We start from the raw sequence: 14,645 nt of genomic DNA on the forward strand, positions 1-14,645 counted from the left end.
GGCCCGACCCGACTCACCCCAGCAGCGGGCGCTGTGCGGCGCGCTGACCCTCGTACTCCGCGCGCGCCCGTCGAGCCGTCTCGGTGCGCGAGACCTCGGCCACCGGCACATCCCACCAGCCCTCGCCGTCGGGGCCGTAGACCGTCGGATCGCTCTCGACATGGATGAGCGTCGTCCGCTCGGAGGCCTTCGCGGCGGCGACCGCGGCACGCAGGGCGTCGATCGCCGCGGACCCCTTCGCGATCTCGATGACGTCGACGCCGTAGCTGCGCGCGTTCATGGCGAGGTCGACCGGCAGCACGTCGCCGCGCTGGAAGTTGCGCGCCTCGTCGTCGTAGCGGCGGTACTCGGTGCCGAAGCGCTCCGAGCCGACCGTCTCCGAGAGGTGCCCGATCGAGGCATAGCCCTGGTTTTGGATGAGCACGACGATGATCTTGATCCCCTCGGCCACGGCCGTCGCGAGCTCGGAGCTCAGCATCAGGTACGAGCCGTCGCCGACCATGACGACGACGTCGCGCTCGTCGCCGGATGCCGTGAGCCCGCGCTTGACGCCGAGTCCTCCCGCGATCTCGTACCCCATGCAGGAGTAGGCGTATTCGACGTGATAGCCGAGCGGATCGCTGACGCGCCAGAGCTTGTGCAGGTCGCCGGGGAGCGAGCCGGCCGCCTGCACGATCACGTCTTCGTCGGCCACGGCCCCGCGCACGGCGCCGATGATCTCGGGCTGGCCCGGCAGCTCGCGGCCCGTGGGGGCGAGCGCCCGGTCGACGACCGCATCCCACTCGCGCTTCTCGTCGGCGATCCGTGCGCTCAGCGCCGGTGCGACGCGGTATCCGTCGAGCTCGTCACGCAGCGCGACCAGGGTCTCCCTGGCATCCGCGACGACGGGCAGCTGCGAGCCGTGCTTGTAGGCGTCGAAGGCCGCGACGTTGATGTTGACGAACACCGCGTCGGGGTTCTGGAAGGCCGTGCGTGATGCCGTCGTGAAGTCGCTGTACCGGGTGCCGACGCCGATGATGACGTCGGCCTCCGCCGCGATGCGGTTCGCCGCGGTGGTGCCGGTCGCACCGATCCCGCCCAGGTACTGGGGGTGATCCCACGGCAGCGCGCCGCCGCCCGCCTGCGTCGTGCCGACCGGGATGCCCGTGGCCTCGACCAACGCCCGCAGCGCCTGCTCCGCCTCGGAGTAGATGACACCGCCACCCGCGACGAGGAGCGGCTGCTTCGCGCCGCGGATCGCCGCCACCGCCCGCGCCAACGGTCCGCGCTCCGGCAGCGGCCGGCGGATGTGCCACTCCCGGTCCTGGAGGAACTCGAGGGGGACCTCCAGCGCTTCGGCCTGCACGTCTTCGGGCAGGGCGATCGTCACCGCACCGGTCTCGGCGGGATCGGTGAGGACGCGCATCGCGGCGAGCGCGATCGAGAACAGCTGCTCCGGGCGCTGCACCCGGTCGAAGAAGACCGAGAGCGGGCGGAACGCGTCGTTCACGGTGAGCCCGATGTCGTGCGGGCGCTCCAACTGCTGCAGCACGGGGTCCGCGACCCGGGTGGCGAAGGTGTCGCTCGGCAGCAGCAGCGCCGGCAGCCGGTTGGTGGTCGCGAGGGCCGCACCGGTGAGCATGTTCGTGGCGCCGGGACCGACCGAGGCCGTGCTCGCGAACGTCGCCCTGCGGCGATGCATCCGGGCGAACCCGACGGCCTGGTGCACCATCGCCTGCTCGTTGCGGGCCTGGTGGTAGGGCATCAGGTCGGGCTGCTCGAGGTTGTACTGCTGCAGCGCCTGGCCGAGACCGGCGACGTTCCCGTGACCGAAGATGCCGAACATGCCGGGCACGGTGCGCTCGCGGATGTCGCCGTCGACCGTCCACTGCCGCGAGAGGAACTCGACCAGTGCCTGGCCGACCGTCATCCGTCTGGTCTGCATCAGAGTTCTCCCTCTGCTCGGTAGGGCAGCCGGGGATCGATGTCCTGCCCGCTCCAGCTGTCGCGCACCCACGCGTGCGCGGGGTCGTCGGTGATGAGCCAGGCCCGCTCCCGGTCGGGGCCGGCCATGACGTTGAGGTAGTAGAGGTCGTAGCCGGGAGCGGCCACGGCGGGACCGTGGAATCCGAACGGCACCAGCGCGATGTCGCCGGTGCGCACCCGTTCGGCGATGTCGATCTCGCCGGCATCCGAGGAGTAGGTCGCGAACATCCCGAAGGCCGCGTCGGCGGCAGCGGCGTCTCCGCTCGAGCGCGTGGGCGCCGCCTCGAAGTAGTAGATCTCCTCGAGCCGGGATTCTCGCCCCGGCACGTGCTCGTCGTGCTTGTGCGGCGGGTACGACGACCAGTTCTCGGCGGGCGTGATGACCTCGCACACGATGAGGCGCTCGGCGTCGAGCGCCTCCGGCGTACCGAAGTTGTGCACCTGCCGGCTGGAGGCGCCGGCGCCACGGAGCTCGACCGGGGTCTCGGCCGCGAGGATGAGCCGCGTGGGATGCACGACCGAGGTGGGCGAAGACGCCACGGCCACCCGACCTGAGCCCGTGATGACGGCCGTGGCCGCCGCCGACAGGTAGAGCACGTCGCTCGGACCGTCGAACACGGAGCGGCGACCGGCGAGCAGCGTCTCGGTGGTCGATCCCTCCTCGGTGTGCGCCACGGAGAACGACCCGGAGAGCGGCACGATGATCCGCTCCACCCCGGTGTCGGCGAGCGCGAGGCGCTCCCCCGCGCCGAGCTCGCCGATGCGGATGCCGGTGTGCGCCCAGCCGGGCGTCGTGTCGTCGACCACGCTCTCCCAGCCGTCGCGGCCGATCGTGCCGCGGCGGTGGAACCAGTTCCCGTCCTCGGTCATGGCCTCTCCTGCCCGCATCCGCTGGTCAGCTGTTCTGGGGGAAGCCGAGGTCGATACCGCCGTGGAGAGCGGGGTCGAGCCAGCGACTGGTGATCGCCTTCTCGCGGGTGAAGAAGTCGAAGCCATGGACACCGTACGCCTTCGCGTCGCCGAACAGCGATGCCTTCCACCCGCCGAACGAGTGGTACGCGACGGGAACCGGGATGGGCACGTTGATGCCGATCATCCCGACCTGGACCTCGTGCTGGAAGCGGCGGGCCGCCCCGCCGTCGTTGGTGAAGATCGCGGTCCCGTTGCCGAACCGGCCGGAGTTGATCAGGTCGACCCCCTCCTGGAACGTCTGCACCCGCACCACCGACAGCACCGGACCGAAGATCTCCTCCTGGTACGCCCGCGAGGAGGTCGGGATCTCGTCGATGAGCGTCGGCCCGAACCAGAAGCCGTCCTCGTTCCCGTCGACCGTCAACCCTCTGCCGTCGACCACGATGCGCGCCCCGTCGGCCTCGGCGATGTCGACGTAGCCCGACACCTTCGCGCGGTGCTCCGCCGTGATCAGCGGACCCATGTCGGGCTCGCCGTCGGCACCGCCCGCACCGTCGCCGATGCGCAGCCCCGCGATGCGCTGCGAGATGCGCTCGATCAGCGCGTCCGCCACCGGCTCGACCGCGAGCAGGACCGAGACGGCCATGCACCGCTCTCCCGCCGCGCCGAATCCCGCGTTCACGGCCTGGTCGGCGACGAGGTCGAGGTCGGCATCCGGTAGGACGAGCATGTGGTTCTTCGCGCCGCCGAGCGCCTGCACGCGCTTGCCGTGGCGCGACGCGGTCTCGTAGATGTACTGGGCGATGGGCGTCGAGCCCACGAACGAGATCGAGGCGACGTCGGGGCTCTCCAGTAGACCGTCCACGGCCTGCTTGTCGCCCTGCAGCACGGTGAACACGCCGTCGGGCAGCCCGGCCTCGGCCCAGAGGGCGGCGAGCCAGAGCGCGGCGGACGGATCCTTCTCGCTGGGCTTGAGCACCACGGCGTTGCCCGCGGCGATCGCGACCGGGAAGAACCACATCGGCACCATCGCCGGGAAGTTGAACGGGGAGATGATGCCGACGACGCCGAGCGGCTGCTTGAGGGAGTACACGTCGATGCCGGTCGAGACGTTCTCCGAGTAGGCGCCCTTGATCAGGTGCGGGAACCCGGTCGCGAGTTCCACGACCTCCTGTCCGCGCAGGATCTCGCCCATCGCATCGGAGCGGACCTTGCCGTGCTCGGCCGTGATGATCGCCGCCAGCTCCCCCTTGCGCGCGTTCAGCAGCTCACGGAACGCGAACATCACCGCCTGGCGCCGCGCGATCGAGTAGGCGCTCCACACCTGGAATCCGCGCTGCGCGGACGCGATGGCGTCCGCGATCTCGGAGTCGTCGGCCAGGGCGACATGCCCGGTCACCGCCCCCGTCGCGGGGTTGTGGACGGGAGCCGTGCGACCGCTCGCGGAGGCGCGGGCGGCGCCGTCGATCCAGTGGCCGATGACGGGGATGTCGGAAGCGGAGGTCATGCGTGTCCTTCTGCGGAGAGGGCGATCAGGCGGTCAGCCCGGGGTGGACGAGGGAGGCCGCGACGTCGATGGCGGATGCCACGTCGATGTCCGACGAATAGAGGAGAGTGCGACCGACGGTCAGGCCGCGCACGCCGGGGAGCGAGAGGGCGTCCTCCCAGGACGAGAACGTGTCGTCGGGGTCGGCGCCCGCGTCGCCGCCGAGCAGCAGCACGGGTAGCGTCGTCGCCGCGAGCACGCGTTCCATGTCGTCGACGACCGGCAGCTTCAGCCACGTGCTGGCGCTGCTCGCACCCAGACCGCTGGCGATCGCGATCGACAGCATCACGGCATCCGGGCTCAGGTCGTTGACGACCCGGCCGTCGACCCGGCGGCTGAGGAACGGCTCGAGCATGATCGGCAGGTCGGCCCGTGCGGCCGCGGTCACCGCGTCGGCCGTCGAGGCCAGCGTGGGCGCCGTCCCGTCGTCGTCGAGGTTCACCCGCAGCAGAGCCTTGGCGAAGTCGATGCCGGAGTCCACCATCGCGGGCACGTCGTACCCGGTGTAGCGGTCGTCCATCTCGAAGGTCGCTCCGCGGAGCCCGCCGCGGTTCATCGACCCGACGACGATCTTGTCGTCGAGCAGGCCCAGCATCGCCAGGTCGTCGATGATGTCGGGGGTGCCGAGCACACCGTCCACTCCCGGATGCCGCAGGGCGATCGCGAGCCGATCGAGCAGCTCATAGCGGTCGGCCATGGCGAACGGCGACCCGCCGACCGCGAGCGCACCGCGCGCCGGGTGGTCGGCGGCGATGATGAACAGCCGTCCATCCCCGCGGATGATGTCGCGGCGGCGACGTCCGGCCAACGTCTCGCGGATCGTGTGCGGCGACTCCGCGCGCACCGTCCGGAGCCGGTGGAAGTCCTCTTCGGTCAGGGCTGTCATCTCACGCATCTCCGTTCACGACCTCGGCGACCTCGCGCTCGGTCGGCATCGCCGTCGAGCATTCCCGGCGTCCGGCGACGATGCCGCCCGCCGCATTCGCATAGGTCAGGGTCTTCTCCAGCTCCCACTCGGCGAGCAGTCCATGGCAGAGCGCACCGCCGAACGCGTCGCCGGCACCAAGTCCGTTCACGACCTCGACCGCGGTCGCGGGGATCTCGACCTGCCTCGACCGCGTCTTGGCGAGCACGCCGCGGGGTCCCTGCTTCACGATCGCCAGCTCGACGCCGCGCTCGAGAAGCGCATCCGCCGCACGCTGCGGGTCGGTCTCGCCGACCGCGACCTCGCACTCCTCGCGGTTTCCCACGGCGACCGTGGCGAACTCCAGCGCCCGCTGGATCTGCACGCGGGCCTCGTCGGGCGTCTCCCAGAACATGGGGCGGTAGTCCAGATCGAACACGGTGTGCGCGCGGCGCCCGCGCGCCCGGAGGAGATCGAGGTGCGTCTGCCGGCTCGGCTCCTCGCTCAGGCCGGTCGCGGTGAACCAGACGAGCGCAGCCTGCCGCACCGCGGCCTCGTCGACGTCGCCCGGCCGGATCTGCAGGTCGGGGGCGGTCGGTTCGCGATAGAAGTACAGCGGGAAGTCGTCCGGCGGGAAGATCTCGCAGAACGTGATCGGGGTCTTGTACGTCGGGTCGGTCGCGACGTACCGGCTGTGCACCCCGAGGCGCTCGAGCTCTGTGCGCAGGTACCGCCCGAAGGGGTCGTCACCGACACGGGAGAGCAGTGCGGCGTCATGGCCGTACCGTGCGGCGGCGACCGAGACGTTCGCAGCGCTGCCGCCGAGGTACTTGCCGAAACTGGTGACCTCGCCGAGGCCGACGCCGTCCTGCAGCGGATACAGGTCGACACCCAGGCGCCCGATGGCCAGGATCTCCGGGACCGATGTGTTCTCGGTCATCGCTCCCCCTCTCCCTCGATCATTTGTCTTAACATTAGCACTTAGTTGCTCACTTGCCGAGATCAGTCGATCGCCCGGCGGATGCTGAGCATCCCGCCGCCGACGGCACGAGCAGCCGCCGCGTCGAAGGCGCCGTCCTGCACCTCACCGGCCAGGTCGACCCGCGCCCAGTCGCCGGGTGACGTGAACGCCAGCTCACGCTCCTCGGTCAGGTAGTTCACGAACCGGAGCTCGGCCTCGGTGCCGACGCGTCGCGCCGACTCCAGCACCACATCACCCGACAGCCGCACGGGGAACGCCGCCTCGGGCAGCGGGCCGTCGGCCTCACCCGAACCGCGGACCACGAGCGGGTCGTGCCGGAAGAGATCGGCGGCGCGCACCGCGGTCGCGTCGTCGGCGCCGACCAGGATCGCCAGATCGGTGTGCACGGCGACCCCGAGGTACTGGGCGCCCGGCACGGGGATCTCGGATCCGGCCGGCTCGTCGCGCAGCGGATGCACGTTCACGCTCATCATCCCGACCGAGCGCGACAGCGTGACCGCGAGAGCATCCGGCGCGTCGGCCGTCGACACCAGCTCGTACTCCGACAGCTTCTGCACCAGCACCGCGGTCGAGCCCGCCGCGGCGAAGCGGTACGCCGGATAGGTCGGCAGCGGGAACTCGCCCCAGCCGCCCTCGGCCTCGCGTCCGCGCACGGTCGTGCCGTACTGCCCGGCGCTACGGGAGGAGTCGAGCCCGGCGCCGTCGACGGGCACCAGCACCCGGAGCCGGTGATCGGAGGCGGTGTTCACGTAGTCGATGCCGACGCGCAGGAAGCCCTCGCCCTCGCGCAGCTCGATCGTGGTCTCGGTCACCAGCGGCACCGTCGCGGTCGAGCGCCGCCGGTCCGCGTCCAGGCGCTCCGGCAGGTCGTAGACCCGGCGGATGCGGATGCGACCGCGCAGCGGCCCCTCCTCGAGCACGGTCACCTCGACCGACGAGGGCGCCGAGACGGCGGATGCCGCATCGGCCGGACCGTAGTTGTACGAGTCGCCGCAGTCGCCGTCGTCGACGAGAGCGAGCGCGCCGTCGATCGACGAGCCGTCCGCGCCGTCGATGCGGACGGTGCCGTCGGCGTTCACGGTCGCGGTCAGCGCCCCGTTCGAGAGCGATCCGGACGTCACGGTGACCGCGTCGGCCGATGACGGCGCCGTGGTCTCGCCGACCGCGGCGAGCGCGAGCCCGTCGACGTCGACGGCCAGGAGCGCCCGGTGCCGAGGGTCGGCGATGGTCTCGACGTGCCAGACATCGTCGCCCGCGGCATCCGCGGCGACGCGCCCCTCGAGCTCCACGGTGAAGGTCGCCAGGTCCCACACGCCCTGCGGGCTCTCGGCGACCTGGAAGCGCAGCGACCGCTCACCCCACTCGTAGCCGTTGATCTGCTGGCCGAAGAGCTCGCGGCCGTGGATGCGGCGGAGGATCTTCGGCAGGTCGGCCGTGCGCATCCGCTCGTCGCCGAGGACGGTGGTCAGCGGGTCGAGCAGCTGCACGCCCGCGGAGAGGGAGCCCGCGTCGACCCCGTGCAGCGTGACCTCGACCTGCGCGCGCCGCGCGAAGCCCGAGGGGTTGAACACCAGGTGCTGCGCGGGCGAGACGGCAGCCGAGACGTCGCGGAGCACGGTGTCGATCACGCCGCGGGCGATGTGGCCGGCGGTGTGGATGCGCGTGCCCACCTGCTCGGCCGTCGCATCGACGCCGCATCCGGTCACGGAGTCGTGCGCGGTGCTCTCCACGATGCGGTACCAGGCCGTGTCGAAGAACGAGCGGTGGTCGCGGGTGCCGTACATCAGGTCGAGGCGCTCGGCGGCGGTGAGCGCCTGCTCGGAGCGGGCCATCTCGCGCTTGAGGTTCGTGCGGATGGAGAAGACGCCGGGGAGGAGGTTGCCGCGGGCGTGCGAGCGCATCTCACCGTGCACCTGCGGGAGGGCGGCGAGGGTGGCGGCGTCCGTCGCGTAGCGGGCGAGGTGACCGTCGAGCGTCGCGATCGAGAGGTGCGGTTCGCGCCCGCCCGCGTCGTAGTCGCGGATGACCTCGGCGAGATCCTCGGGCGGCGCCGAGTGGTCGGTGCCCAGCATCGCGAGTACCGGGTCGTCACCGTACCAGGATGCGGTGCGGGCGGCGTAGTCGGGGGCGAGTTCGGGCAGCTGCCCCGGCAGGGCGAACATGTCGAGTCCGTTGCCGTAGCCGTCGAAGAGGTACTCGCACCGCACGGCGTCTCCATTGGGGGCGACCCAGGAGAAGGCGTGCTCGGCGATGTCGGCGGGGACGCCGCGCCAGAGGGCGCTGTGACGGATGCCGAAGCCGGACAGGATCTGCGGCATCTGGGCCGCGTGGCCGAACATGTCGGGGAGGTAGCCGACGGGCATCGTGCGTCCGAGGCGGGCGCTCGCGGCGCGGCCGAGCTCGAGGTTGCGGATGATCGTCTCGCCGTCGCAGCCGAACTCGTCGAGGAGGATGAGGAACGGGCCGACGCTGAGCTGCTCCCGCTCGACCAGTGCCACGACCCGGTCGCGCATGTCCGGGCGCATCTCGAGGTAGTCCTCGATCGCCGCGGCCTGCCCGTCGAGCGTGAACCGGTACTCCGGCTCCGCCTCGAGGATGCCGATCAGCCGGTCGAGCATGTGCACCAGGCGCAGACGGAACACATCGTGCGGCTCGTACCACTCGCGGTCCCAGTGGGTGTGGGGGACGACGACGATCTCACTGGTCACGGGCGGGGACTCCTGATTCTCTGGGGGAAGGTGTGGGGCGTGCGGCCGGTCAGGCGCACAGGGCGGCGATGCTGCGGTCGGGGTGCAGCAGGTAGTGGGGGCCGGCGGAGCGCGCGGCCGGGAACGCGACGCGATCGCCGCGCACCGAGCGGCGCTCGCCGGCGCCGTCGACGAGGATCAGACCGTCGGCATCGATGGCGAGCAGTTCGTCCTCGATGCGCAGGAGCACGGGGGCGGTGAAGAGGTCCGGTGCGGTGAGCCCGTCGCGCACGGTCACCCCGCCCATGATGGCGGTGCGCCCGGCGGCGACTCCGGCGAGGATCGCCTCGGGCGAGGCGTCCTCCGCCGCGACCCAGGTCGTCGGGGTGCCCGGGCCGACGCCCTGGCTCTGCATGTGGAAGTCGGCGCCGCCGAGGAGCACGGCATCCTTGTCCCACCTCTCGTGGAAGGCGAGCGGCGAGGTCGCGATGAGCTCCCGATACCAGGTCGAGTGCCACAGCTCGATCGCCCGCGGGGCGCGCTCCAGCGGATGCAGCCACGAGCAGTCGCCCGAGATCGGGTGGTTCACGCTGAGCACACCGCCGCGGCGCTCGACCTCGTCGACCCACTCCTGCGCGGGGCGGCGGAAGTCGATCCAGCCGATGTCTCCGAAGGCGTTCGCGTGACCGCGGTGCGTGGTCACCTCCTGCCCGGGGAGCAGCGTGATGGAGTGCTGCATCCCGACAGCCGGGAGGTGCGCGTGGTGGCTGGTGGTGTTGTGGTCGGTGACGGCGAGGAAGTCGAGCCCGACCCTCGCGCCCAGTGCGGCGAGCCCCGAGATGCTCTCGCGGCCGTCGGAGTGGAGGGTGTGGGCGTGGAAGTCCCCGGCGAACCAGCGCAGGCCGGCGGGCGCCGGGAGGTTTCTCGAACTCCCCCGCGTGACCCCGGTCACGGGGGCCGCATCCGGTCCGTGATCGATCGTCGACTCCGCGGGGAGCGAGATCTCGACCGTGATGTCGGCGCCGCCGGCGCTCAGCCGGTGCACGCCGAGGATCACGTTCCACTCGCCCTCCTCGGGACGCCCCGGCAGGTACCCGGGCGTGGCGTCGTCGGTGCGGATCACGTACGCGGTCCGCGCTCCGCCCGACCATCCGCGCCACCCTGCGGCGCCCTCGCAGCCGAGGTCGATCACCGCCGCCTCGCTGTCGTAGGAGATGCGCACCTCGAGCGAGTCGGTGCCCGCGGGCACGTCGAACGGCACCCGCACGTAGCGGTCGGCGTTCTGGATCTCGTGGGTGAGGTGCAGGGTGGTGCGGATGGGGCTCATCAGCCGATCCGCTCGGTGCTCTCGGCGTCGAACAGCAGCACACGGTGGAGCTGCGGGACGATCCAGCCGCGGTCGCCCGGCGCCGGCTCCTGCTCCTCGGGCACGACGACCTGCAACTTGTGCTCCCCCGCACTCACGAGCACCAGGCTCGTCGCACCGAGGGTCTCGGTCACGACGACCTCGGCGGCGATACCGCCCTCGACGGGCTCGGTCGACCAGCGCAGGTACTCGGGACGGATGCCCCAGATCACGGTCTGGCCGTCGTGCGGGGCGGCCGCGGCTTCGGTGGGCACGGCCACGTCGGACTCACCGATCCGCACGGTTCCGCCCGAGACCGCGGTCTCGAGCAGGTTCATCGGCACCGAGCCGATGAACCCCGCGACGAAGGTGTTGTTCGGGCGGTGGAAGATCTCGCGCGGCGAGCCGATCTGCTGCAGCTTGCCGGACTTCATGACCGCGATCCGGTCGGCGAGCGCGAGCGCCTCGGCCTGGTCGTGGGTCACGAACACGGTCGTGACGCCCAGGTCGCGCTGCAGCTCCTTGAGGAACGTGCGCGCCTCGAGGCGCAGGCGGGCATCGAGGTTCGACAGCGGCTCGTCGAGCAGCAGCACGTCTGGCCGGGTCGCGACGGCGCGGGCGAGCGCCACGCGCTGCTGCTGGCCGCCGGAGAGCTGGCCGGGGCGGCGCTCGATGAGTCCGTTCAGCGACAGCCCGTTCGCGACCGACTCGGCCGTGGTGCGACGCTCGGCCTTCCCCACGCGGCGGATCCGCAGCGGGTAGGCGATGTTGTCGCCCACGTCCATGTGCGGGAACAGCGCGTAGTCCTGGAAGACCATCGCGACGCCGCGCTCGCCCGGCTCCGCGTTCGTGACGTCTTTCTCGCCGATCGTGAGCTTTCCGGAGGTGATGCTCTCCAGCCCCGCGATCGACCGCAGCAGCGTGGTCTTCCCGCAGCCGGAGGGGCCGAGGAGCGCGAAGAACTCGCCGTCCGCGATCTCGACGTCGACACTGTCGACGCCGCGCACCCCGCCGGGGTACTCCTTGACGAGTTCGGTTGCAATGATGGCGGCCATCAGGACTTGATCCCTCCGTGGAAGCGGAAACCGTAGCGACGGTTCACAAAGAAGTAGATGAGCAGGACAGGCACCGAGAACACCAGCGAGAACGCCGAGATCAGTCGGAGGTCGGCCTGGCCGCTCTCGGTGTAGAAGGTGTACATGAGCACGGCGGCCGGCTGCATGTCGGGCGTGCGCAGCAGCAGGAACGGAACGAGGAAGTTGCCCCAGACCTGCACGATCGTCCAGATCGCGATGAACGCGAGACCCGGGCGGGCGATCGGCACCACGATGTCCTTGAGGATGCGGAACGGGCCGGCGCCGTACAGCCGCGCCGACTCCTCGTACGACTTCGGGATCGAGTCCATGAAGTCCTTGAGGATGAAGATCACCGTCGGTAGGATCCCGCCCGCCAGCACCAGGATGACGCCGACGTGCGTGTTGATCAGCTGCAGCTGGTTGATGAGCTGGAACGTCGGCACCATGGCCGCCGTCCCCGTCACGATCGACGAGAGCAGCAGCAGACCGTAGAGGATGCCGTCGCGGCCGGGGATGCTGATCCGGCTCATCGCATACGACGCCAGGGCGCCGAGGACGATCACGAGCGCCATGGTGCCGACGCCGAGGATCAGCGAGTTGAGGATCGACTTCATCGCGTACGGGTTCTCGACCAGCCGCGCGAAGTTGTCGAGCGTCCAGTCCGGCCACGACACCGTCAGCGACGGGGTCGCGTCGAACGGAGCCAGGATCAGCCACACCATCGGCAGCGCGAAGAACAGCGACACGATGACGAGCACGACCGTGAACAGGATCCGCGAGACGAAGTGGGTCACCGAGCGGTCGCGCACGACCGTCTTGATGGTGGTCATCATGAGGTCACCTTCTTCTTCTTGGTGCTCTTACCCCGCGAGACGCGCGTGTACATCAGCGCGATCACGAGGTTGATGAGGAGCATGATGAGCGAGATCGCTGCACCGAGACCCAGCTGCCCGCCGGGGATGGCGGTCTGGTAGATGTACACCGACAGGATGTCGGTCTGACCGTTCGGCCCGCCCGCGGTGAGCAGGTAGGGCGTGAAGGTGTTGAACGTCCACAGCGTGATCAGCAGGGTGTTGGTCAGCAGGTGGCCCTTGATGTTGGGCAGGATCACGTCGCGCAGCTGCTGCCACGTGTTGGCACCGACCATGCGCGCGCTCTCAAGCTGCGACGGCGGCACGGCGCTGATCGCCGAGGAGAACAGCTGCATCGAGAACGCGGTCCCGACCCAGATGTTGAAGATGATGATGCACTCCATCGGGTGCTCGATCAGCCACGCCGCCCCCTCGGTGCCGAGGAGGGAGTTCAGGGTGCCGGTGCGCCGATCCAGGAGCGCGAGCCAGAGGAACGAGGCGACCGAGGCGGGGATGACCCAGGCGGCGAGCACGAGCGTCTCGATGAAGGTCTTCACCCCCGCACGCACGTTGCGCAACATCCAGGCCAGCGCGAAGCCGAGGATCGTCTGCCCGATGATGCCCGAGACGAGCACGAAGACGAGCGTGAGCCACAGCGAGTTCCAGAAGCGCGGATCGTTGAGAGCCGTGGAGAAGTTGTCCAGGCCGATGAACTCCGGGTTGGCGGCGGCGAAGCCGGTCAACCGGTAGTTGGTCATGCCGAGGTAGACGGTCCAGATCGCCGGGAAGAGGAGGAACAGGCCGATCAGGAGCAGACCGGGCGCCGCGAAGAGCGTGGCCCTGGCCCGACCGAGACCCGCGACATCCTCTGCGCGGCGCCGGCGGGGAGTGGTGACGCTCCCCGCCGGCATCGTTGCTTGCGTCATGGTCACTCGGAGATCGCGTCCGGACCCACGACGCCTTCGAGACCACGGACGTAGGTCTTCAGTGCATCGTCGACCGAGGTTCCGGTGGCGACGTCGAGCGTGGCCTGCTGCAGCAGCACCGACACCTGCGGGTAGGCCGCGAGTCCCGGACGGTAGGCCGTGATCGGCAGCACCTCTTCGCTGACGAAGGTGAGCATCGGGTCGGAGGAGAGCAGCTTCTCGTTCACGTCGTTGCGGGGCGAGATCGCCAGGGTGCCGGCGGCACGCGCCTCATACGCCTCGGGAGAGTTCATGAAGGCGAGCAGCTCCCACGCGAGTTCGGCGTGCTTCGAGTTGGGGTTGAGCACACGACCGGTTCCGCCGGACATCGAGACGAAGTCCTGACCGTCGATGCCCTCGCCGGGCTCGACCGCCGGGATCTTGGCGTAGCCGACGGCGCTGTCCCGGTCGACCATGGGGGCGGTTCCCACACCCTCCTCGGGGTTGATCACGGAGCGCCAGAAGTAGTCGCCCTCGAGCAGGATGCCGATCTTGCCCTCGGCGAAGAGCTGGAACGAGGTGTCGCGTCCCGAGGCCTCCTGCTGGAGGACCGGGTCGCCGAGGCCCTCGTCGACGTAGATGGTCTCGTAGAGGTCGAGCGCCTTCTCCATGCCGTCGGTCGCGCCGATCCACTTGCCGTCCTCGTAGACCTGCTCGCCGGTGCCGACCAGCATGGGCAGCAGCCCCTGCATGGTGGTCGCCTCGCCCATCGCCGTGCCGGCGTTGAGCTGGATCGGGGTGACGCCGTCGAGCTTCTTGAGGTCGCGCGACGCGTCGAGGATGTCGTCCCAGCTCTCGGGAGCCCAGTCCTCGTCGAGCCCCGCCTGCGCGAAGAGATCCTTGTTGTAGTAGAGCACGCGGCCGTCGGCGCCCTGCGGCACCCCGTAGCGGTCGCCGTCGAACGAGAGGGCGTTCTGCACGGCATCCGGGATCTGCGCCCAGCCGTCCCAGTCGTCGACCGCGTCTCCGCCGACGTCGGCGAGCGGCTTGATGTACCCGGCCTCGGCGAACTCGCCGACCCAGATGCCGTCCATGCCGATGATGTCGGCGCCCTTGCCCGACTGCAGGTCGAGGGCGATCTTGGTCTTGTAGTCCTCGTCGTCGACGCCCTGGGGCTGGAACTCGACGGTGACGTCCTTGTCCTCCGCCTTCATGGCCTTCTCGAACTCGGGGATGACCCAGTCGGCGATCCAATCCGCCTCGGCGGCGTTCTTGCCGCCGGTGATGGAGTTGGTCGTGAGGGTGAGGGTGACCGGTCCGGATTCCTCCTCGGCCTCCGGCTCTGATCCTCCGGAGCAGCCGGCGAGGACGACCGCACCGACAGTGGTGAGGGCGAACGCCGCAAGAAGGCGGCGCTTTCCATTCGTGACCATTTCTGGACCTTTCTGTGTCGCTGATCGCCGAGCGGATGC

At 70.2% G+C, this 14,645-nt stretch carries 11 protein-coding genes; all 11 read right to left on the reverse strand.

Annotated elements, in window-relative coordinates; all coding sequences use genetic code 11:
- Positions 1–13: 13 nt before the first annotated feature.
- Positions 14–1,924 carry a 3D-(3,5/4)-trihydroxycyclohexane-1,2-dione acylhydrolase (decyclizing) gene (iolD, locus tag ACCO44_RS16820; protein WP_372467494.1) on the reverse strand — a complete coding sequence of 637 codons (1,911 nt, stop codon included), beginning with the start codon at positions 1,922–1,924 and terminating at the stop codon, positions 14–16.
- Positions 1,924–2,835: a 5-deoxy-glucuronate isomerase gene (gene iolB, locus ACCO44_RS16825; RefSeq protein WP_372467495.1), complete on the reverse strand. Its 912-nt coding sequence runs from the start codon at positions 2,833–2,835 to the stop codon at positions 1,924–1,926. The genes iolD and iolB overlap by 1 nt, the downstream gene beginning before the upstream one ends.
- 25 nt (positions 2,836–2,860) lie before the next feature.
- Complete coding sequence (locus ACCO44_RS16830) at positions 2,861–4,384, reverse strand: CoA-acylating methylmalonate-semialdehyde dehydrogenase (RefSeq protein WP_029261199.1); 1,524 nt, start codon at positions 4,382–4,384, stop codon at positions 2,861–2,863.
- Positions 4,385–4,409: 25 nt separating this feature from the next.
- Positions 4,410–5,309, reverse strand: a complete 900-nt coding sequence (locus tag ACCO44_RS16835) for a hypothetical protein (protein WP_091031531.1) — start codon at positions 5,307–5,309, stop codon at positions 4,410–4,412.
- 1 nt (position 5,310) lies between these two features.
- Positions 5,311–6,267, reverse strand: a complete 957-nt coding sequence (gene iolC, locus ACCO44_RS16840) for a 5-dehydro-2-deoxygluconokinase (protein ID WP_372467496.1) — start codon at positions 6,265–6,267, stop codon at positions 5,311–5,313.
- A gap of 62 nt (positions 6,268–6,329) precedes the next feature.
- On the reverse strand, positions 6,330–9,017 hold the full coding sequence (locus ACCO44_RS16845; protein ID WP_372467497.1) for a hypothetical protein: 2,688 nt from the start codon (positions 9,015–9,017) through the stop codon (positions 6,330–6,332).
- Positions 9,018–9,066: 49 nt separating this feature from the next.
- A complete protein-coding gene (locus ACCO44_RS16850) occupies positions 9,067–10,323 on the reverse strand; it encodes a CehA/McbA family metallohydrolase (RefSeq protein WP_372467498.1) in 1,257 nt (418 codons plus the stop codon).
- The gene (locus ACCO44_RS16855) at positions 10,323–11,396 is read right to left on the reverse strand and encodes an ABC transporter ATP-binding protein (RefSeq protein WP_372467499.1); all 1,074 of its coding nucleotides are present in this window, start codon (positions 11,394–11,396) and stop codon (positions 10,323–10,325) included. The genes ACCO44_RS16850 and ACCO44_RS16855 overlap by 1 nt, the downstream gene beginning before the upstream one ends.
- On the reverse strand, positions 11,396–12,250 hold the full coding sequence (locus tag ACCO44_RS16860) for a carbohydrate ABC transporter permease (RefSeq protein ID WP_197021025.1): 855 nt from the start codon (positions 12,248–12,250) through the stop codon (positions 11,396–11,398). Before ACCO44_RS16860 ends, ACCO44_RS16855 begins: the two co-directional genes overlap by 1 nt.
- Positions 12,247–13,194 (reverse strand): carbohydrate ABC transporter permease, encoded by a 948-nt coding sequence (locus tag ACCO44_RS16865; RefSeq protein WP_091031549.1) that lies wholly within the window; start codon positions 13,192–13,194, stop codon positions 12,247–12,249. The genes ACCO44_RS16860 and ACCO44_RS16865 overlap by 4 nt, the downstream gene beginning before the upstream one ends.
- A gap of 2 nt (positions 13,195–13,196) precedes the next feature.
- Positions 13,197–14,606, reverse strand: a complete 1,410-nt coding sequence (locus tag ACCO44_RS16870) for an extracellular solute-binding protein (protein ID WP_105711235.1) — start codon at positions 14,604–14,606, stop codon at positions 13,197–13,199.
- Between the last annotated feature and the right edge of the window lie 39 nt (positions 14,607–14,645).

The organism is Microbacterium maritypicum, from assembly GCF_041529975.1.
GTDB lineage: Bacteria > Actinomycetota > Actinomycetes > Actinomycetales > Microbacteriaceae > Microbacterium.

What these genes read in the sequence shown, in the direction of transcription:
- ACCO44_RS16870 (WP_105711235.1), bottom strand. Translation starts at nt 14,606, where the DNA reads ATGGTCACGAATGGAAAGCGCCGCCTTCTTGCGGCGTTCGCCCTCACC.
- ACCO44_RS16830 (WP_029261199.1), bottom strand. Translation starts at nt 4,384, where the DNA reads ATGACCTCCGCTTCCGACATCCCCGTCATCGGCCACTGGATCGACGGC.
- iolC (WP_372467496.1), bottom strand. Translation starts at nt 6,267, where the DNA reads ATGACCGAGAACACATCGGTCCCGGAGATCCTGGCCATCGGGCGCCTG.
- ACCO44_RS16860 (WP_197021025.1), bottom strand. Translation starts at nt 12,250, where the DNA reads ATGATGACCACCATCAAGACGGTCGTGCGCGACCGCTCGGTGACCCAC.
- iolB (WP_372467495.1), bottom strand. Translation starts at nt 2,835, where the DNA reads ATGACCGAGGACGGGAACTGGTTCCACCGCCGCGGCACGATCGGCCGC.
- ACCO44_RS16865 (WP_091031549.1), bottom strand. Translation starts at nt 13,194, where the DNA reads ATGACGCAAGCAACGATGCCGGCGGGGAGCGTCACCACTCCCCGCCGG.
- ACCO44_RS16850 (WP_372467498.1), bottom strand. Translation starts at nt 10,323, where the DNA reads ATGAGCCCCATCCGCACCACCCTGCACCTCACCCACGAGATCCAGAAC.
- ACCO44_RS16855 (WP_372467499.1), bottom strand. Translation starts at nt 11,396, where the DNA reads ATGGCCGCCATCATTGCAACCGAACTCGTCAAGGAGTACCCCGGCGGG.
- iolD (WP_372467494.1), bottom strand. Translation starts at nt 1,924, where the DNA reads ATGCAGACCAGACGGATGACGGTCGGCCAGGCACTGGTCGAGTTCCTC.
- ACCO44_RS16835 (WP_091031531.1), bottom strand. Translation starts at nt 5,309, where the DNA reads ATGACAGCCCTGACCGAAGAGGACTTCCACCGGCTCCGGACGGTGCGC.